Origin of the sequence: Bradyrhizobium sp. U87765 SZCCT0048 (assembly GCF_018131225.1) — a bacterium.
Lineage (GTDB): Bacteria > Pseudomonadota > Alphaproteobacteria > Rhizobiales > Xanthobacteraceae > Bradyrhizobium_A.
Map to the genome: position 1 here is coordinate 741,312 of NZ_JAFCMM010000004.1, position 18,675 is coordinate 759,986.

At 67.0% G+C, this 18,675-nt stretch carries 15 protein-coding genes and 1 pseudogene; 9 read left to right on the forward strand and 7 right to left on the reverse strand.

What is annotated here, in order from left to right; all coding sequences use genetic code 11:
* Positions 1 to 6 precede the first annotated feature (6 nt).
* The 4 genes from JQ639_RS26270 to JQ639_RS26285 form a co-directional block, all read right to left on the reverse strand.
* Complete coding sequence (locus tag JQ639_RS26270; RefSeq protein ID WP_211968641.1) at positions 7 to 1,167, reverse strand: FAD-dependent monooxygenase; 1,161 nt, start codon at positions 1,165 to 1,167, stop codon at positions 7 to 9.
* A gap of 6 nt (positions 1,168 to 1,173) precedes the next feature.
* Entirely contained in the window at positions 1,174 to 4,125 is a 2,952-nt protein-coding gene (locus JQ639_RS26275) for a LodA/GoxA family CTQ-dependent oxidase (RefSeq protein ID WP_211968640.1), read from the reverse strand.
* A gap of 119 nt (positions 4,126 to 4,244) precedes the next feature.
* Entirely contained in the window at positions 4,245 to 4,955 is a 711-nt protein-coding gene (locus tag JQ639_RS26280) for an SGNH/GDSL hydrolase family protein (protein ID WP_211968639.1), read from the reverse strand.
* A gap of 32 nt (positions 4,956 to 4,987) precedes the next feature.
* Positions 4,988 to 6,043, reverse strand: coding sequence for a S1/P1 nuclease (locus tag JQ639_RS26285; protein ID WP_211968638.1), 1,056 nt, complete (start codon positions 6,041 to 6,043; stop codon positions 4,988 to 4,990).
* A gap of 301 nt (positions 6,044 to 6,344) precedes the next feature.
* Here JQ639_RS26285 and JQ639_RS26290 point away from each other — a divergent pair.
* A pseudogene (locus JQ639_RS26290) lies at positions 6,345 to 7,625 on the forward strand (malic enzyme-like NAD(P)-binding protein); the annotation flags it as partial.
* Between the two features lie 109 nt (positions 7,626 to 7,734).
* Here the strand turns inward: JQ639_RS26290 and JQ639_RS26295 are convergent.
* A complete protein-coding gene (locus JQ639_RS26295; protein WP_211968636.1) occupies positions 7,735 to 8,634 on the reverse strand; it encodes an EamA family transporter in 900 nt (299 codons plus the stop codon).
* A 330-nt stretch (positions 8,635 to 8,964) separates the two neighbouring features.
* On the reverse strand, positions 8,965 to 9,723 hold the full coding sequence (locus JQ639_RS26300) for an FCD domain-containing protein (protein WP_349644577.1): 759 nt from the start codon (positions 9,721 to 9,723) through the stop codon (positions 8,965 to 8,967).
* 113 nt (positions 9,724 to 9,836) lie between these two features.
* Here JQ639_RS26300 and JQ639_RS26305 point away from each other — a divergent pair, with 113 nt between their 5' ends.
* The 8 genes from JQ639_RS26305 (at position 9,837) to JQ639_RS26340 (ending at position 17,485) form a co-directional block, all read left to right on the forward strand.
* Complete coding sequence (locus tag JQ639_RS26305; RefSeq protein ID WP_211968635.1) at positions 9,837 to 10,964, forward strand: cupin domain-containing protein; 1,128 nt, start codon at positions 9,837 to 9,839, stop codon at positions 10,962 to 10,964.
* Positions 10,965 to 10,977: 13 nt separating this feature from the next.
* Positions 10,978 to 11,889 carry a fumarylacetoacetate hydrolase family protein gene (locus tag JQ639_RS26310; RefSeq protein WP_211968634.1) on the forward strand — a complete coding sequence of 304 codons (912 nt, stop codon included), beginning with the start codon at positions 10,978 to 10,980 and terminating at the stop codon, positions 11,887 to 11,889.
* Positions 11,890 to 11,957: 68 nt separating this feature from the next.
* Positions 11,958 to 13,148 (forward strand): ABC transporter substrate-binding protein, encoded by a 1,191-nt coding sequence (locus JQ639_RS26315; RefSeq protein WP_249123429.1) that lies wholly within the window; start codon positions 11,958 to 11,960, stop codon positions 13,146 to 13,148.
* Positions 13,149 to 13,209: 61 nt separating this feature from the next.
* Positions 13,210 to 14,124, forward strand: a complete 915-nt coding sequence (locus tag JQ639_RS26320; RefSeq protein ID WP_211968633.1) for a branched-chain amino acid ABC transporter permease — start codon at positions 13,210 to 13,212, stop codon at positions 14,122 to 14,124.
* Between the two features lie 4 nt (positions 14,125 to 14,128).
* Positions 14,129 to 15,103, forward strand: a complete 975-nt coding sequence (locus JQ639_RS26325) for a branched-chain amino acid ABC transporter permease (RefSeq protein WP_349644576.1) — start codon at positions 14,129 to 14,131, stop codon at positions 15,101 to 15,103.
* A 22-nt stretch (positions 15,104 to 15,125) separates the two neighbouring features.
* Positions 15,126 to 15,881 carry an ABC transporter ATP-binding protein gene (locus tag JQ639_RS26330; protein ID WP_211969047.1) on the forward strand — a complete coding sequence of 252 codons (756 nt, stop codon included), beginning with the start codon at positions 15,126 to 15,128 and terminating at the stop codon, positions 15,879 to 15,881.
* Positions 15,875 to 16,570, forward strand: coding sequence for an ABC transporter ATP-binding protein (locus tag JQ639_RS26335; protein ID WP_211968632.1), 696 nt, complete (start codon positions 15,875 to 15,877; stop codon positions 16,568 to 16,570). Before JQ639_RS26330 ends, JQ639_RS26335 begins: the two co-directional genes overlap by 7 nt.
* 276 nt (positions 16,571 to 16,846) lie before the next feature.
* Positions 16,847 to 17,485 (forward strand): flavin reductase family protein, encoded by a 639-nt coding sequence (locus JQ639_RS26340; protein WP_211968631.1) that lies wholly within the window; start codon positions 16,847 to 16,849, stop codon positions 17,483 to 17,485.
* Positions 17,486 to 18,017: 532 nt separating this feature from the next.
* Here the strand turns inward: JQ639_RS26340 and JQ639_RS26345 are convergent.
* Positions 18,018 to 18,470 (reverse strand): winged helix-turn-helix transcriptional regulator, encoded by a 453-nt coding sequence (locus JQ639_RS26345; RefSeq protein ID WP_211968630.1) that lies wholly within the window; start codon positions 18,468 to 18,470, stop codon positions 18,018 to 18,020.
* Positions 18,471 to 18,675 lie beyond the last annotated feature (205 nt).

Sequence of the window (18,675 nt, forward strand, 5' to 3'; positions counted from 1 at the left end):
CCTGCTTCATCCAGTCTCCCCCGCGATCATCGCGGCTGATCCGCTTCCGCTGCAGACCCCTGCCGCGTTTGCCGGCCGCCGGCTTCTTTCCGCGCCATGCCGCCGGCTCCAGAACGGCTGATCGGGCCAGCGCCGTTCCATGCCGTACCAGGCGGCGAGGTGGGCGCGGTAGGTCGCGCGGACCTGCGCCAGCTCCTGCGCATAGTCGGCCGACGCCTGCGAATCACCCGACAGCATCCGCTCGGCGGTCTCCGCGCCGGCGAGGCCGGTGTACAGCGCATTGAACAGCCCCTGCGACGACAGCGGATCGAAGGCGAGGGCAGCATCGCCGACGGCGATCCAGTCCGCACCCGCCGGCGGCGCGAGCGCCGCGCCCTGGGCGGCACACGTGCCGTGCATAGCCTCGTCCCAGTCGGCGGCGTTCAATTGCGGTCCAAGCATCGGCAGGCGGCGCGCGCGGCGAAGCAGCGCGGCGGGATCGCGGCACAGCCGCGCGTCGGGCAGGTCGGCGTCGGTGTGGAAGGCGAGCACGGCTTCGCCGTGCGGCAGCGGGGCGGCGTACCACCAGCCGCCGGCTTCGGCTTCGATCTGTGTCGCGCCGTCGGCAAGCGGTGCGTGGCCGCGCAGCCAGGTGCAGATCAGCCGGTCGTCGACGATGCGGCGCGCGCCACTGCCGGTCGGAACGCGCGAACCGCGGCCGGCGGCATCGACGATCAGGCGTGCCGTGATGTCCCGGGCGTGACCATCGTGGTCGAGGCTGATGCGCCACCGCGCGCCCTCGCGCACGACAGCGCGTGGCCGTGCCGGCGCCAGCAGCATCGCGCCGCGCGCCGCGGCGGTCGCGCGCAGCCGCCGCTCGAAGCGGGCGCGGTCGAGATGCCAGCCATGGCCATCGGGATCGGCGAGTGCGTCGCGTTCGCTGATGTCCGCGTTGCCCCAGACGCTGCGATGGAGATGGCGCGGCGCGTGGCCATCGCTGACAAAGCCCTGCCAGAGGCCCATGTCGGTCATCAGACGTCGTGCCGCGCCCGGCAGCGATTCGCCGATGCGGCTGTGCGGCGTGGCCCGCAGGTCGATCAGCAGCACCCGGTGGAACGGCGCGAGATTGAGCGCAGCCGTCGCGCCCGCCGGTCCTGCACCGACGATGACAATGTCGCAGTCGGTCACGGCTGCCTACTTGAACTGGACGCGAAGCCCCTGCGGGAAGCGGTGGAACTTGTCGATGTCGGAAATGTCGACGGTGCGGCTGGTGCCCGGTGCACCGGCATGGGTCGCGCCCTGATGCGCAGGCGATCGCAGGCTGCGCGGTCCGCGACCGCTTTTGGGAATGACGTCATGGATCGTCTTGCGGCGATCCTCGACCTCGATCGCCGCGGGAAACAGGTCCGAGTCCTTCGGGCCGGGATGGACCTCGACGACGCCGAGATGATCGAAATGCTCGATCATGTTGTTGATCTGGTCGGTGTAGCTCGTCGTGCCCAGCGGATCGATCCATGCCGCGCGGTTGGCGAAGGCCGCGCGCCGCTCGGACAGCGGCCGCTTGCGATCCATGACAATGTCGTAGTTCTCTTTCGTCAGGACCTGATCGGGCACCCGCGCCGGCCAGAACGCGGGCACATAGGGATCGTAGCTGGGCGTGTAGCCGGAGCGGCAGCTCGCGCTGTCGGTCTGCCAGGGCACTGCCATCCAGCGGGTGAGGCCGCCCGGTACCTGGCCGTACAACGGGCCGTTGGGAATGGTCATGCTGTCGCTGGTCAGCGTCTCGCCGAGATTCGGCGCCACCCAGTCGGGCAACACGTGGGCGAAGCGGAACGGCGCCATGTACATGGTCGCCGCGCGCACCGGCCATGTCATCTCGCAGCCGGGATGGAAGGCGTCGGCGAGGCAAAAATCGAGCGCGGCCTTGGTCAGCACGTCGCCCTGCTCGTGGAGCGGCACGTCGTCGATCGTGGCCGGCGGCACGTGCTTCGGATCGTAGTCGGCGTCGAAGTCGCCGGCCGCCCACTGCTCCAGCATCGCCAGCTGGCAGTTGCTCAGCGCGCAGTGCTGGCGCGGCGTCGGCGCGGGCGGGATGTTCATGGCGTCGCCGTAGAGCCATGGCCATGGCTTGGGTGACCAGGAATCGATCGCGAAGCGGCGAAACGAGTTCGACAGCACGCGGCGGAATTCCTGATACGCAGGGCCGTTGTCCGCGAGCTTGGCGATGCCGTCCGGTGTCGAGAAGTCGAACGCGCCACGCCAGCCGAAACCGGCGGCGAAGCCGGCGTTGACCCACTGCAGGCCGGCCATGCGCTGGAAGATCGGCAGGATGTCACGGGTGAAGGACGGCCGCTTCGGCGCGGCGAGCGTGCCGGCGGTGATCGCGACATCGCGCATCAGGTCCCACATCGTCCGCACCGACTTGCGCTGCGGCCCGAAATTGGGCGGCGCGACGACCACCCACGCCGGGATCACCTCGAGCGGCGTGCCGTTCAGCGTGACCTTCGCGTTGACCGGACCGTCGGAAACGTCGTCGTGCCAGCCCTCGTTGTTGGCGAAGGTGATCGCCCAGGTGCCGTCGCAGGAATCGGATTCGCCGTGGCCGCCGAGAACGATCAGGCGCTGTTCGGCGTCGGTCGAGACCTCGCCGAGATAGATCTTCTTGCCCATGAAGCTGCCGGTGTCGAACCGCTTGGGCTTCGCCTTGCGGCCCGCGACCTCGCGCGGGCCCGGCGTGATCGCAAGGCGGGTGCGGTCGGCGACGGCGGCGTTGCGCAGCACCGTCGGTGGCGCGGATGCCGCTTCGGGAATGTCGAGCGCGAGCTGGAAGCCGTACCAGGCGGCCTTGGTATTCGCGAGCTCCACCGACCAGGCGATCTTCACGTCGTCGCCCTTGCCGGTTAGTTCGCGCACGATGTCGCCCTTGGCATTGACGCCGTAGACGCGGAAGCGTGCGGCCTGCCGTTTCAGGCGTCTTTTCTGGTCGCGGTAGGCGCCGGGCGGCAGCGGTTCGGGATCAGGCGTTTCCGGGCCGATAAACCATTCGCTCTCGCTGTTGCCGACACGGGCGATGCCGATTGCGGGATAGATCGCGGCCTTGACGATGCAGGTGTCGGGTGGCGTGTCCGGCGTCAGATGCGGCGTGCGCGGTTGCGGTGGGTCGTGCAGCGGCTGGCCATTGGCCTCATGGCGGGTGTTGGCGCTTGCGGCGTACACCGCCTTGCGGACCGCGGCGATCGAGGATTCCGGCACGGGCGCCTGCACCGGCGGCACGCGGAAGATGTTGAAGGCCAGCGATTGGCCGTAGTCGGCCTGGCCGCGGTCCTGGATGTCCTGGCGCGGGATGATCAGTGTCGCGACATGAATGAACGGGCTCTCGGATTCCGGCCACTCCACCGTGGCCTCGTCGAGCGGCATGGTCTTGGGATTGGTGCGGCGCTGGACCATGAAGCGAAAGCGATACTCGCGCTGCAGCAGGCGGCTCGCCATGTCGGTGGCGAGATAGTCGGGCGCGTCGTTGGCAACGTTCTCCGGCGGTGTCTCCGGATCGAGGCGATACTTCACCGCCTGTTTCTCGCCAGCACCGAACGGCAGGATGCCCCAGTAGGTCGCGGTCAGCACGCTGCCCTCGACCTTGGCCATCTCGTTGAGGATATGGTTGGTCCTGGGGTGGTGGGCGAGATAGGTCGGATAATCGCCCTGCACGACGCCGGCATAGGTGAACTCGCACATCTCCTTCGCATTATCGACGAAGAAGACCGGGTAGTTCTGCATGATGAAGTCGGCGGTATCACCGGCGCCGCCATAGGCCTTGTCGCCGGGGACGCCGAACACCTTGAGGCCGATGCCGACGGTCGACTGCAGGTCCGGTGATGTCGGCGAGGTGTCGCTGGAGAAGCGCATCCAGGCGACAAGGCTCTTGTGGGTGAACACGCCGACCTTGAGATCGGCGGGAATGGTCCTGGCCATCTCGAGGCGGCCATGGGCGGCGCCGTGCAGCTTGCGGAACACCGGGCGCTCGGCGGGTGTCTGGCCCAGCCGGATCCGTTTTTTCTGGGCGATGTCGACGAACATCTCGATCAGGCGGTTGATCGGGTCGTCGCCGCAATCGAAGCACGGCGGTATCGGCGGGTTCGTGACGCTCATCAGACCCTCCCCATGCAAACGGAATGGGGAAGGGGAACATGCTACCGGTGGTTGAGTCAATAAGGCTGTTTCGCCTTTTGCGGCTTGTCAGGGGGCGAACCGTGTCCGTCGGGCTCGGATCACGGCCAGATCGCCGTGCGGGCGATCTCCTCGCAAAGCTCGTAGCCGATGCGCTGGGCGCTCCAGTCGCTCTGGTGCAGCCGGTCGGTGTCGTTGGGGTCGATCAGGCGGTCGAACGACTGGCCCTCGATGGCATGCCACTTCCGCATCATCTCGAAGCGGTGGAACACGTTGACGCGCGGATGCGTCGCCGCGACGCGGATAATCTCGAGCAGCATCCAGTGGGTGTTGTCGATCTTGTCCGGCGTCAGCAGGGCAGGTGCATATTGCATATCCATCAGGATGACGTCGGTTGCCAGCGCCGTGAGCTGTCCCAAGCCGTCGTCGATGGCCGCGGCGACAGCGCGCAGGTCATGGCCGCGCTGCCACACCGCATTGGTGCCGACCTGCCAGATCACGAGGCACGGCTTTTCTGCGACGACATCCCTGTGCAGCCGCGCGAGTTCGGCAGGCGCTTCCTCGCCGCTCACGCCGCGGTTGAGAACATCGATCATCCGGCCGGGATACTTCGCCCGGAGAAAGGCTTGCAGCCGCACCGGGTAGGGCACGATGCCGCCCTCACCTGCGGTCGACGATGAGCCCAGCGCCACGATCTTGATCGCCTGCCGGGTCTTCGCGTCGTCATCGAGGCAGGCGGCGACATGCGGCAGCTTTTGGCGGAAGGGCTCGACGCGGACGGGGATGTAGCGGTTCGGCGGCGGTTCGGCCATCGTGTGGTCCTTCGGTCGATAGGTGGTGCGGGCTAGGGCCAGATCGCCTTGAGGAGTTCGGCGAGGTGAGCGCCCGCCCTGGCGAGCTGCCTGCGCTTGATCGTGTCCTGGGTCCGCAGATAGGCGGCATGGTCGTCGAAGCTCACGGTCCAGCGCTGAGGGCCGCTCGGTGCGAAGCTCAGGCCGGCGAAGGCCTGCCGCGCGACGCCGAGGGTCTCGGTGGCCCATGACGCCGGCCAGTCCTCGATGCTGCCCGGCGTCGCTGGTTGCGATCGCGCGTCCCTGATCAGGTCGCGCGTTGCGGCGTCGCCGAGATCGGTCGGGATGTCGTCCCATTCGCGGTGCAGGTTGACGTTCTCGTCCTGGATGAAGTTGGCGCCGGCGGTTTCGGTCGTGGGGTCCGCCGGATGCGTCGCATCGGGATCGACGCGGTTGCCGGCGGCATCGAGATAGACCGAGCCGACATGCATCGGCTGATGCAGGTCGCCGATGAAATGCGCCAGCATGAACAGCGCTTCCCTCTTGCTGGCGATGGCGAATGGCGGCGGCGCCGGCTTGTCCTGCAGCACGGCGATGGCGGCATTGATCGCGGCAACGAGGTCGTGCGGATTGGTGCCTTCGACCGTGCGGTCAAAGCGGTCGCGCTGAATGGCGACATCGTCGAAGTGGTAGGTCTCGTGGCAGGCACGCTGGTGCACGCCGTCGGGGAGATACCGGCAGGTGAACCAGTTGCGCTTGACGAAGGCGATCATCTCGGCGCGCTGCTCCGGCGCCTTGAATTTCGTGCAGGGCACTTCGTAGTCGAGATGCTCGGGATCGACGACGTAACTGTAGGTGTCGTTGTCGTCGCGCCGCACGGCCTTGAGGCAATCCATCCAGGGGCCGGCCGTGCGCAGGTCGGTGCCGAGGATCTCGCCGACGTTGCGTGCGGCGTTGGTGTCCTTCAGCAGCCGGTCGGCGATCGATCCGACCACCCTGTGGCCCTGATTGCCCCAGGCCGAGGCGGTGTCGTGGGACGTGATCAATCCGATGGCGGCAAAGATCGCGACAACGATCGCGTGTCGCGCGATGTGGCCGATCATGATCATGGATGTGCCCCGCCGGATGCTTGCCGCGACCATCAAGTGTAGCCGAGCTGTGTTGCAGCTCAATGGCGGGCGCCACTGTTTCGCACTGCAGCGAGGTGAAGCACCGCGTGATCACGGCCGTTTGCGTTTCCGATCGCGGTGGCTTTGCGATCGATGATACGATAGATCCATCGGATGGAGATCAACGTCTTGGGTGCTGGTGCGCGCGCCGCTCGAATGACGATTCTTCAAGGCGACAATTCTTCAAAGCGACGTTCCTTCCAAGCAACGTCTCTTCAAACCGGGGCAGAAGACGACCATCATGTCAGGCAAAAATCGCATCTCGTCCGAAGAGGCACTGGCGTATCACCTCGAACCCGTGCCGGGAAAGTATGAGATCGTTGCTTCGACCCCGATGGCGACGCAGCGCGATCTGTCCCTCGCCTACAGCCCCGGCGTAGCTGTGCCGGTGCAGGCGATCGCCGAGCGGCCCGATGCGGCCTACGACTACACTGTGAAAGGCAACATGGTCGGCGTCATCACCAATGGCACGGCCATCCTCGGGCTCGGCAATCTCGGCGCGCTGGCGGCCAAACCAGTGATGGAAGGCAAGGCGGTTCTGTTCAAGCGCTTCGCCGGCGTCAACGCCGTCGATATCGAACTCGACAGCGAGGATGTCGACGAACTCGTCAATGCGATCCGTCTGATGGGGCCGACCTTCGGCGGGATCAATCTCGAGGATATCAAGGCGCCGGAGTGCTTCGTCATCGAGCAGCGGCTCAAGCAGATGATGGATATCCCGGTGTTCCATGACGATCAGCACGGCACCGCGGTGATTGCCGCGGCTGCGCTGATCAATGCGCTGGAGCTGACCGGCAAGACAATCGAGAACGTGCGCATCGTGCTCAACGGCGCCGGTGCTGCCGGGCTTGCATGCCTTGCGTTGCTCAAGGTGATGGGCGCGCGCCGAGACAACTGCATCGTGTGCGACACCAAGGGCGTCGTCTGGGAGGGGCGCACCGAGGGCATGAACCCGTGGAAGGCTGAGCATGCGATCGCGACCCCCGCGCGCACGCTGGAGGACGCCGTCGCCGGCGCCGATGTCTTCATCGGCGTCTCCGCCAAGGGCGCGTTGACCGCAGCGATGGTCGCCAGCATGGCGGCGGATCCGGTGATCTTCGCGCTGGCCAATCCCGATCCCGAGATCACGCCGGAGGAAGCCCGCGCCGTGCGGCCCGACGTCATCGTTGCCACCGGCCGCTCGGACTATCCGAACCAGGTCAACAACGTTCTGTGCTTTCCCTACCTGTTCCGCGGTGCACTCGACATTCGCGCCCGTGCCATCAATGACGAGATGAAGATCGCCTGTGCGAACGCGCTGGCGCAGCTCGCGCGTCTGGATGTGCCCGATGAGGTGACGCTGGCCTATGGCCGCAAGCTCGCGTTCGGGCGCGACTACATCATCCCGACGCCGTTCGATCCCCGGCTGATCCATGTGGTGCCGCCGGCCGTGGTCAAGGCCGGCATGGCGACGGGCGTGGCGCGGCAGCCGATCGGAGATATCGACGGCTATGTGGAGCGACTCAAGGCGGGTTTGCGCCCGTCCCGAGTCTGAAGCGCAAGATGCTCTGATCAAGATTTGGCGGGATGCCTGTCCGGCTGGTTTACCGTCGGTTCAGCGGCGCAGCGCGCGGTTGTCGCGGGGTGTGGCGTCAGCCTTGCTTCGCTTCGACACGGCAGTGTGGTGCGCCGCGCGCGGCCGCCGGCCGCTGCGCCTGCTGGCTCAGCCACACGCTGCCGACCACCACGGCCATGCCGATCAGCTGGGTCGCGGTGAGCGACTGGTCGAGCACCAGCCAGCCGAGCACGACCGCGGTCACCGGGCTCAGGAAGCCGAGCGAGGCGACGACCGAGGGCTCGAGCCGCGCGACGCCGCGAAACCACAGGATGTAGGTCAGCGCCGCGCCGATCAGGCCGAGATAGACGAAGCCAATGACATTCGCCGGTGTCAGCGTGGTCAGCGGCGTCTCCAGCAGCAGCGCCACCGGAGTAAGCAGCACGCCGCCGGCGGTGAGCTGCCAGGCGGTGAAGGTCAGCGGCGATACCGGCGGCTGCCAGCGGCGGCTCAGCACGGTGCCGAGCGCCATCGACACCGCGCCAGCAAGCCCCGCGGCAATGCCGACGGGATCGAGCGTCGCGCGCGGCGTCAGCAGCAGCAATGCGACTCCAGCCATGCCGCCGAGCGCGGCAAGCACTGCGACAGCACGAATCGGCGTGCCGAGCAGCGGCCGCGCCAGCATCACCACGACCAGCGGCTGGATCGCACCGACAGTGGCGGCGACACCGCCGGGCAGGCGATAGGCGGCGACGAACAGCATCGCCCAGAAGAACGAGAAGTTCAGGATGCCGAGCAGAGCCGTGCGCAGCCACCACACCCCCGTCGGCAGTTGCCGCACCATCAGCAGCAGCAACAACCCCGCCGGCAACGCCCGCAGCATCGCCACCGTCATCGGATGGCCGGCCGGCAGCAACTGGGTGGTGACGAGATAGGTGCTGCCCCAGATCGCCGGCGCGATCGCGGTGAGCAGCAGGTCGACATGGCGGGAGGTCATTGGCGTCCAGTCTGTTGAAATGGTTTTGCCCGGCGCTCTTGTGGCGCCGTGGACGGGTGCGCCGATCAGTACGGCCGACGCGTCACCTCAGATCTAGGACGTCAACAAGCGCAAGAAAATGACGATCTGCGCTGCAAGACCGTTCGCCGGCGGTGAACGATCGCAAGGCGGCTGTCCCGTGACCCGTCACCCTGAGGTGGTCCCGCGGAGCGGGACCCTCGAAGGGCGACGGCCCGGGCAACGCGGCAGTGGCCGTTCATCCTTCGAGGCTCGCTTCGCTCGCACCTCAGGATGACGGAAGAAAGGACAGTGTGAACCCGTCCTGCAGCCTCAATCCCCCGCCGCTGTCTGCGCCGCCATGTTGCGGTCGATCAGCGCCGAGGTGCGGCGGTAGTGGGCGGCGAGCAGGGCGGTTGCTTCCTCGGAGCGGCGGGCGAGGGCCGCGTCCATGATCTGGCGGTGCTCCAGCGGCACGTCGCGGGCTTCGTCCGCGAAGGCGCGACCCGTCAGCATCGGCAGGCGATAGCGCTGGGTTTCGGCGTAGAGCTGCTCGGCGAGGTCGAGCAGCCGGCGCGACCGGCACCTCGCAATCAGCGCGCGGTGAAAATCCTGGTGGCGGACCTCCAGCGCCGAGAGGTCGTCGTCGCCGGGCTCGCCGAGAATGGCCTTCACCCGCCGCGCCTGCAGGTCGAGCGCATGGAAAGCGGCGACGATGCCGGCCTCCCAGTCGTCGTCGCCATTGTCGATCGAGCGGCGAAGCGCTTCGCACTCGACCAGAATTCGTGTCTCGGTGGCGTCGCGCATCTCCTCGGACGAGAACGGCGCGACAGAGAATCCGCGCAGCGCCGCGGCCACCACCAGCCGCTCCGACTGCAGCCGGTTCAGCGCCTCGCGCAGCGGCGAAAAGCTGAAGCCGTAGCGTTGCTTGAGCAGCTCCAGCCGCAGCGGCTGCCCCGGCGCGAACACCCCGGCGATGATGTCGCGGTGCAGCCGCCGATAGGCGGTCTCCGCCAGCGTCGCCGGCTCATCCGCCGCCCGCGGCTGGGTGTCGCCGGCCATCGGCTGCGCCACGTTTCGCTTCCCGCTCACCTGATCGCTCCTCCCGGCCTGCTGTCCGGTCTACACGGATTCGAACTCTAACGCAAAAACCACTTTCTTTCGAAAATCCTTTCTGTCATATAAATCGTACGGAGGACAACACCATGGCCAATCCGACCAGAGAAAATCACCGCGAGGACGTTGCCGGCCGCGCCAATGTCGAGGACACGCCGGAGCTGCTCGCCTACTACGACGAGCTCGAGCGCATGGACGCCGGCGCCCTGTGGACGGTCGCCAACAAGATCGAACCGTGGCAGCCCAAATCGTCGTCGGTGCCGGTGCTGTGGCGCTATCAGGACCTGCGCGACTATGTGCTGCGCTCGGTCGCGCTGGTGACGCCGGAGAAGGCCGGCCGCCGCGTCGTCTATCTCAACAATCCCGGTCGCCGTGATGTCGCCGCCTGCGTCGGCTGGCTCTACTCCGGCCTGCAGGTGATGCATCCCGGCGAGGTCGCCTCGGCCCACGCCCATTCCGCCTCGGCGCTGCGCTTCATCATGGAAGGCAAGGGGGCCTACACCATCGTCGACGGTCACAAGATGACGCTGGGCGCCAACGACTTCGTGTTGACGCCGAACGGCACCTGGCATGAGCACGGCGTTGCCGCCGACGGCACGCCGTGCATCTGGCAGGATGGCCTCGACATTCCGCTGGTCAACGCGCTCGAAGCCAACTTCTACGTCGTGCATCCCGACCTGCAGCAGAAGGTAGGCTATCCCGTCGACGACATGTCCCACTCCTGGGGCGCGCCGGGCCTGCGCCCGGCTAATGCAGAATGGGCGAAGGGCTATTCGCCGCTGCTCAAGTACGAATGGGAGCCGACCTACGAGGCGCTGCAGCGCTATGCCAAGGCGACCGACGGCTCGCCGTTCGACGGCGTGCTGATGAACTATGTCAATCCGGTCACCGGCGGTCCGGTGATGCAGACCATCGGCGCCTCGATGCAGATGCTGCGGCCCGGCGAAAAGACCCGTGCCCATCGCCACACCGGCAGCTTCGTCTACCAGGTCGCCAAGGGCGAGGGCTATTCCGTCATCGACGGCAGGCGCTTCGACTGGAAGGCGCGCGACATCTTCTGCGTGCCGTCGTGGGCCTGGCACGAGCATGCCAACGCGTCCGCCAGCGAGGACGCCTGCCTCTTCACCTTCAACGACCTGCCCGTCATGCGCTCGCTCGGCCTCTATCGCGAGGAAGCGTTCGGCGACAACGGCGGCCAGCAGCCCATTCTCGCCTGAGGACTTTCAAGCCATGCGTCTCGTTACCTACCGCGCCACCGTCGAATCCGAAGCGCGCCTCGGCGTCATCGTCGGCGACCTCGTCGTCGACGTCGAAGCCATCTCGGCCAAGGCGGGCCTGCTGCTGCCGTCGTCCATGCTGACCTTCATCGATCTCGGCCCGTCCGGGCTCGAGACGCTTGAAGAGATCCTGGAAGGCCAGGACGGCCGCTTCCCGGCCGGCACGGCGCTGCCGCTCGCCAACGTCCGCCTGCTGGCGCCGATCCCCCGGCCGCGCAAGAACATCTTCGGCATCGGCCTGAACTATGTCGAGCATGTCGCCGAATCGGCGCGCACGCTCGACACCTCCAAGGACCTGCCGAAGCAGCCGGTGATCTTCTCCAAGCCGCCGACCGCGGTGATCGGACCGAACGAGGCCATCGAGCACAACAAGGCCATCACCCAGCAGCTCGACTGGGAAGTCGAGCTGGCGGTGATCATGGGCCGCACGGCGCGCCGCGTCACTGAAGCCGACGCGCTGAATTACGTGTTCGGCTACAGCGTGATGATCGACATCAGCGCGCGCGACAACCGCCGCGCCGGCCAGTGGATCTACTCCAAGGGTCAGGACACCTATGCGCCGTTCGGGCCGTGCATCGTCACCACGGACGAGATCCCGGATCCGCACAATCTCGACCTCTGGCTCACCGTCAACGGCGAGACCAAGCAGAAGTCGAACACCCGCCACATGCTGTTCAAGGTGCCGCTGCTGATCGCCGACATCAGCGCGGCGATGACGCTGGAGCCCGGCGACATCATCGCCACCGGCACGCCGGACGGCGTCGGCGCCGGCCGCACGCCGCAGGAATGGCTGTGGCCCGGCGACGTGGTCGAGGCCGGGGTCGACGGCATCGGCCGCATCCGCCACCCGGTCGTGGCGGTCTGATCTCCTCATCACAACAGCGGCGGCGCATCGCGTCGCCGCATCAATCAATCCAGGGAAGGGACACAATCATGGGTGCAAGGATGTCGAACCGCCGTCGCGTGGTCGCCGGCCTGCTCGCCGCCGGCTCGCTTGCCGCGTCGGCGGCGTGGAGCGCGGCGCCGGCCGCCGAGGTGTCGATCGGTTTCATCACCACGCTGTCGACCCCCGCCGGCTATATCGGCGAGGACATCCGCGACGGCTTCAAGCTCGCGATGGATGACGGCAAGCTCGGCGGCGTGCCGGTCAAGCTGACCATCGAGGACGACGCGCTCAAGCCCGCCAACGCCAAGCAGGCGGCTGATGGCATGATCCAGTCCGGCGTCAAGCTGTTCACCGGCATCAACTTCTCCAACGTGCTGGCGGCCGTGGTGCCCGGCGTGCTGGAATCCGGCGGCACCTATGTCAGCGTCAACGCCGGTCCCTCGACCTTCGCCGGCGAGAAGTGCAACCCCGGCTACTTCGTCGCGTCCTACCAGAACGACGCCTTCCACGAAGCCGCGGGCCTTGCCGCCAACGAGCTCGGCTACAAGAAGATGGTGCTGCTGGCGCCGAACTATCAGGCTGGCCGTGACGCGCTCGAAGGCTTCAAGCGCACCTACAAGGGCGAGATCGCCGGCGAGATCTACACCAAGCTCGACCAGACCGATTTCTCGGTGGAGCTCGCGCGCGTGCGCTCCATGGCGCCCGATGCGATCTATCAGTTCCACCCGGGCGGCGCGGGCATCAACTTCGCCAAGCAGTACGCCAACGCCGGCCTGTCCAAGACCGTGCCGATGCTGATCCCGAGCTTCTCGATGGATGCCCGCATGGTCACCGCCACCGGCGACGCGGCCGACGGCATCTATGCCTCGGCAATCTGGACCACCGAGACCAACAACGCGGACTCGAAGGCGTTCGTCGCCGCGTTCAGGAAGGCCTATTCGCGTACGCCCACCATGTACGCCCAGCAGGCCTACGACACCGCGCATCTGATCGGCAGCGCGCTGAAGGCGGTCGGCGGCGATCTCGGCAAGCGCGACGACTTCCGCAAGGCGCTGCGCGCCGCGCAGTTCACCTCGATCCGCGGCAAGTTCGCGTTCGGGCCGAACCAGCATCCGGTGCAGGACTATTACCTGACCAAGTATGAGAACAACGGTTCGGGCGAGCTGGTGCAGACCATCGTCCGCAAGGTCTCCAGCGACTACGGCGACGCCTACGCCGCCAAGTGCAAGATGGACTGAACAGGGCTTCCCGGCGCGCCGCGGTGATCACCGTGGCGCGTCCGCGTGCCCGGATGCCGCCATGCTCCTCCTCGTCGAACAGCTTCTCAACGGCCTGCAATACGGCGCCATGCTCTTCATGCTGGCGTCGGGCCTCACCCTGATCTTCGGCATCATGGGGGTGATCAACCTCACCCACGGCGCCTTCTACATGGTCGGCGCCTATTGCGCGGCCTATGCGGTGCTCGCCACTGGCTCGTTCGCCGCCGGCGTCGCCGCGGCGCTGATCGGCGCCGGCGCCTATGCCGTGCTGGTCGAGGTTGCGGTGGTGCAGTGGCTGTACAAGCGTGATCATCTCTACCAGGTGCTGGCGACGCTGGGCCTGATCCTGTTCACCAACGAAGCCGTCAGCATGCTGTTCGGCCGCAAGCCGCCGCTGATGGACATCCCCAGGCTGTTGCGCGGCTCTGTCGGCCTGCTGCCGGGCCTCGATTATCCCGTCATTCGCCTCGCCTTCATCGCTGTCGGCGCGCTGGTGGCGATCGGGCTGTGGCTCCTGGTCAATCACACGCGGCTCGGCATGCTGATCCGCGCCGGCGCGGACGACCGCGAGATGGTCGACGCCCTCGGCATCGATATCCGCCGCCTCTACACCCTGGTGTTCGGCCTCGGCGGCCTGCTGTGCGGCCTTGCCGGCGTCATGGCGGCGCCGCTGCTCGCGGTCGAGATCGGCATGGGCGAGCGCGTCCTCATCACCACCTTCGTGGTCATTGTCATCGGCGGTGTCGGCTCGATCCGCGGCGCGCTGGTCGGCGCGCTGCTGGTCGGCATGGTCGACAGCCTCGGCCGCGCCTACCTGCCGCAGGCGCTGCAATCGGTGCTGCCGGCGTCGGTGGCCGACACCCTCAGCGCCGGCCTCGTGTCCGCCAGCATCTATGTGCTGATGGCGCTGGTGCTGCTGGTGCGGCCCCTCGGCCTTCTTCCGGCGCGGAGCTGACATCATGATGCCCAGCACGCTTCGCCGCACCGCGGCCCTCGTCGGCCTCGTCCTCTTCCTGGCGCTGCCGTTCGCCGCGGAAGCGGCGGGGATCGCCAAGGCGATGGATCTCGCCACCCGCATCCTCATCTATGCCATCGCTGCGGTCAGCCTCGACCTCATCCTCGGCTACGGCGCCATGGTCAGCTTCGGCCATGCCATGTTCTTCGCGCTCGGCGGCTACACCGTCGCCATCGTCGCCTACCACACCGCCGCCGGCGACAAGCTGTTCGGCTGGTCCGGCACCAATGCGGCGCTGATCGTGTGGCCGCTGGCGCTGGTTGCCTGTGCATTGCTGGCGACGGTGGTCGGCGCGTTGGCGCTGAAGACCCGCGGCGTGCAGTTCATCATGATCACGCTGGCGTTCGCGCAGATGATCTTTTTCGTGCTGGTGTCGCTGCAGGCCTATGGCGGCGACGACGGCCTGCTGATCGATCGCCGCAACGAGCTGCCGCTGATCGACATCTCCCGCCCGCGCACCTTCTACTATCTCTGTCTTGGCGTGCTGGCGCTGTGGACGCTGGCCTGCGCGACCATCGTCAATTCGCGCTTCGGCCTGGTGTTGCAGGCGCTGCGCCAGAGCGAGCGCCGCACCATCAACCTCGGCATTCGCCCGCTGCCGTTTCGGCTGGCCGCGTTCGTGATCTCGGCGGTCGGCGCCGGCCTCGCCGGGGTGCTGTGGGCGAACTACGCCCGCTTCGTCACCCCGGACATGGCGGCCTGGACCAAGTCCGGCGAGTTCATGTCCATCGTCATCCTCGGCGGTCTCGGCACGCTGCTCGGGCCGATCGTCGGCACGGCGGTGTACATCGCGCTGGAGCAACTGCTGACCAGCTGGACCGAGCACTGGATGATCGTCATGGGCCCGGTGCTGACGTTGATTGCGCTGTTCGGCCGCAAGGGCCTGACCGGCCGCCTGTTCGGAGCGCGCCATGACTGAACACGCCATGACTGAACGTGTGATGGCCGAGCCCGTGCTGGAGATCGACGGCCTGCGCAAGGCGTTCGGCGCCGTCGTCGCCACCGACAACGTCTCGCTCACCGTGCGCAAGGGCGAGCTGCATGCCCTGATCGGCCCCAACGGCGCCGGCAAGTCGACGCTGATCACCCAGATCTGCGGCGAGCTTGCGCCCAATGCCGGCCGCATCGTGTTCGCCGGCCGCGACATCACCGCGCTGCCGGCCTATGCGCGGGCGAGGCTTGGTTTGGGACGCTCGTTCCAGCTCACCCAGCTGTGCCCGGAGTTCTCGGCGCGGGATAATGTCATGCTGTCGATCGAGGCCAAAGGCGGCGGCTCGTTCAACATGTTCGCCAACCCGCGCCGCAACGCCAGGCTGCGCGAGGCCGCGCAGGCCTGGCTCGATCGTGTCGGCCTTACCGGCAAGGAAGACCGGCCGGTGATGACGCTGGGCCATGGCGAGCAGCGCCAGCTCGAGATCGCGGTGGCGCTGGCGCGCGATCCGCAGCTCCTGCTGCTCGACGAGCCGATGGCCGGCATGGGTCCGGAGGAATCCGCGGCGCTGACGCGGCTGCTGTCCGAGCTCAAGGGCCGCTATGCCATCCTGCTGGTGGAGCACGACATGGATGCGGTGTTCACGCTCGCCGATCGTGTCAGCGTGCTGGTCTATGGCCGCGTCATCTTCACCGGAACGGTCGCGGAGGTGCGCGCCCATTCCGACGTGCGTGCGGCCTATCTCGGCGGAGACACGCCATGCTGACGATCGACAATCTCGAAGCCGGCTATGGCGCCAGCCGCGTGCTGTTCGGCCTGTCGCTGGAAGCTCCCGCCGGACAGGTGGTGTCGCTGATCGGCCGCAACGGCATGGGCAAGAGCACCACGGTGCGCACCATCATGGGCATGATGCGCCCGCGCGCCGGTCACATCCGCTTCGATGGCCGCGATCTCGCGGGGCTCGCGCCCAATGTCATCGCCCGGCTGGGGATTGGCCTCGTGCCGGAAGGGCGGCGGGTGTTCGCGTCCCTCAGCGTCGAGGAAAACCTCGTCGCCACGGCGCGGCCCGGCCGCGATGGTGCCTGGACGCTGGCGCGGGTGCTGAAACTGTTTCCGCGGCTCGACGAGCGGCGGCGGCAGCTGGCAAAGACATTATCGGGCGGCGAACAGCAGATGCTGGCGATCGGCCGGGCGCTGCTGATCAACCCGCGCCTCCTGATCCTCGATGAGGCGACCGAAGGCCTCGCGCCGCTGATCCGCGCCGAGATCTGGCGCTGCCTGCAGCAGCTCAAGACCGAGGGCCAGACCATTCTGCTGATCGACAAGAACCTCGCCGAGATGGCATCGTTGGTCGATCGTCATTATGTTGTCGAGAAAGGTCACGTCGTCTGGGCCGGCTCGCCTGCGGAGCTGCAGGGTGATCCGCAGATCGCGCAGCGCTATCTTGGTTTGTAGGGCGGAATCCTTCATGGCCCGGCAGCACCATCTCCGTCATCCTGAGGTGCGCGCTCTTGCGCGCCTCGAAGGATGAACGGTCGAGGCCTCACCGCTCGGGCCGTCGCCCTTCGAGGGCCATGCGTTGCATGGCCACCTCAGGGTGACGGATTTGAGCCGCGTGGATCGAACTCCATGTCATGCAGTCGTGTGAACCAAAGTTTATCGACGACACGCGGAGACGTCGCCATCGTGTCACCCGCGATCCTGCTTACTTTCGCTATGTGAGGCCCCGCCATGCTGTTTGACATGTCAACACTCGCGCCGGACCTGCGCTACAAGGTTCTCACCGCCACCGTGACGCCGCGGCCGATCGCCTGGGTCAGTTCGGTGTCGGAGCAGGGCATCGTCAACGCGGCGCCGTTCTCGTTCTTCAATGTCATGGGCCATGAGCCGCCGACGGTGACGCTCGGCCTGCTGCGGCAGGCGGGTGGCGAGTTCAAGGACACCGCGGCCAATATTCTCGCCACCGGGGAGTTCGTCATCAACCTGGTGTCGGAAGCCAATGCCGAGGCGATGAACATCACCTGCATGGACGCGCCGCCGGAGGTCGATGAGCTCGCCTGTGCGGGCCTGACCGCGCTGCCATCGCTGCGGGTCAAGCCGCCGCGCATCGCGCAGTCGCCGGTGTCGCTGGAATGCCGCTCGGTCGCCTCGCTGGTGATGGGGCCGAAACAGACGCTGGTGATCGGCGAGGTGCTCGCCGCCCATGTCGACGACGCCGTGGTGCTCGATGCCGAGCGCTGCCATTTCGATACGCCGAAGCTCAAGCTGATCGGGCGCATGCATGGCAGCGGCTGGTACGCCCGCTCCAGCGACCTCTTCGACATGCGCCGCCCGACCTGGGCCGAGTGGTCGGCGAAGCATAAGGGCTGAGGCAGCAATCCGCCGACGCCCGCATCGACCCCTCATCCTGAGGAGCAGGCGCGGCCTGCGTCTCGACGGATGAGGCCGAGGCCTGCGGCCTCATGGTTCGAGACGGCGCTACGCGCCTTCTCACCATGAGGAGACAGGGTCGATGCGCCCGCGCTTCAGCGCTCGTCCGGGCTACGGTCCTGAGGGGATGGTTGGCAGGGCAGTGGATATTGTCGAGGACCACGACCTGCATTCGCCCGTCGATGCTGTAAATTGAAGTTGTCCGAGCGCGATGCGTCTCGATTTTCCCGGCGTCATCACCGGGCCGGCGCGTAAGCGCCGAGACCCGGTGATCCAGCTTAAGGACCTCGCATCGTGTGGTGAAAAAGCTCGATTGCCGGGTCAAGCCCGGCAATGACGCAACATATGTGGCGCCCCAGCCCTGTCCCTCTGCAGCCGTACGGCCCGGGCGGTCATGTCGGGGCCGTCCATCCTTCGCGGCGAGCAAGAGTGCGCACCTCGGGATGGCGCGCGCGCGCGCCAACCGAACTGACTAATTCTCCGCCACCGCCTGCACCACGGTATCCGTCGGTCCGAGCAGCCGGCCGTCCTGGGCACGCAGTTCGAGCTTGCGCACCGGCAGGCCGTTTTTGCGGTCGACCAGCAGCACATGGGACTCGGCGGGGTCGAAGAAGTAGGTCTCGCCCCATTGCCGCAGCGCCGTCAGCAGCGGAAACAGGCCGCGGCCTTTTTCGGTGAGCACGTAGTCCTGATAGGCACTGCCGTCGGCGGCCGGCACGGTCTCGAGGATGCCGTGCTGCACGAGATTGCGCAGCCGTGCCGACAACACGTTCTTGGCAAGCCCAAGGCTCTTCTGGAATTCGCCGAACCGGCTGAGCCCGTCGAAGGCATCGCGGATGATCAGCAGCGACCACCAGTCGCCGATGGCGTCGAGCGGCCGGGCGACGGGGCATGTCCGGGTGCTGTGGCTGGTTCGCTTGGCCATGGCTGGCCTCTCTTCTCCTCGCGCGGCGGCCGATGGCCCGCACAGTGGGTGGGGCCATGGCCGCAGGCGTAATCTACTGTCCTCTGGTTGCTATGTAAAACTTCCTTCCGGCGAGTCCAGTTGGTCCTAGATGAAAACCACTGACGGCGCTTCGCGGAGCGCCCGCAGCCCGTCTCCTCGCCAAAAGCTGTTCGCAATCAACTAT

Excerpts from the sequence above, each read along its gene's own strand:
- JQ639_RS26310 (WP_211968634.1), top strand. The coding sequence starts at position 10,978 with ATGCGTCTCGTTACCTACCGCGCCACCGTCGAATCCGAAGCGCGCCTC.
- JQ639_RS26315 (WP_249123429.1), top strand. The coding sequence starts at position 11,958 with ATGGGTGCAAGGATGTCGAACCGCCGTCGCGTGGTCGCCGGCCTGCTC.
- JQ639_RS26295 (WP_211968636.1), bottom strand. The coding sequence starts at position 8,634 with ATGACCTCCCGCCATGTCGACCTGCTGCTCACCGCGATCGCGCCGGCG.
- JQ639_RS26340 (WP_211968631.1), top strand. The coding sequence starts at position 16,847 with ATGCTGTTTGACATGTCAACACTCGCGCCGGACCTGCGCTACAAGGTT.
- JQ639_RS26280 (WP_211968639.1), bottom strand. The coding sequence starts at position 4,955 with ATGGCCGAACCGCCGCCGAACCGCTACATCCCCGTCCGCGTCGAGCCC.
- JQ639_RS26325 (WP_349644576.1), top strand. The coding sequence starts at position 14,129 with ATGATGCCCAGCACGCTTCGCCGCACCGCGGCCCTCGTCGGCCTCGTC.
- JQ639_RS26330 (WP_211969047.1), top strand. The coding sequence starts at position 15,126 with ATGGCCGAGCCCGTGCTGGAGATCGACGGCCTGCGCAAGGCGTTCGGC.
- JQ639_RS26305 (WP_211968635.1), top strand. The coding sequence starts at position 9,837 with ATGGCCAATCCGACCAGAGAAAATCACCGCGAGGACGTTGCCGGCCGC.
- JQ639_RS26320 (WP_211968633.1), top strand. The coding sequence starts at position 13,210 with ATGCTCCTCCTCGTCGAACAGCTTCTCAACGGCCTGCAATACGGCGCC.
- JQ639_RS26275 (WP_211968640.1), bottom strand. The coding sequence starts at position 4,125 with ATGAGCGTCACGAACCCGCCGATACCGCCGTGCTTCGATTGCGGCGAC.
- JQ639_RS26285 (WP_211968638.1), bottom strand. The coding sequence starts at position 6,043 with ATGATCATGATCGGCCACATCGCGCGACACGCGATCGTTGTCGCGATC.
- JQ639_RS26345 (WP_211968630.1), bottom strand. The coding sequence starts at position 18,470 with ATGGCCAAGCGAACCAGCCACAGCACCCGGACATGCCCCGTCGCCCGG.
- JQ639_RS26335 (WP_211968632.1), top strand. The coding sequence starts at position 15,875 with ATGCTGACGATCGACAATCTCGAAGCCGGCTATGGCGCCAGCCGCGTG.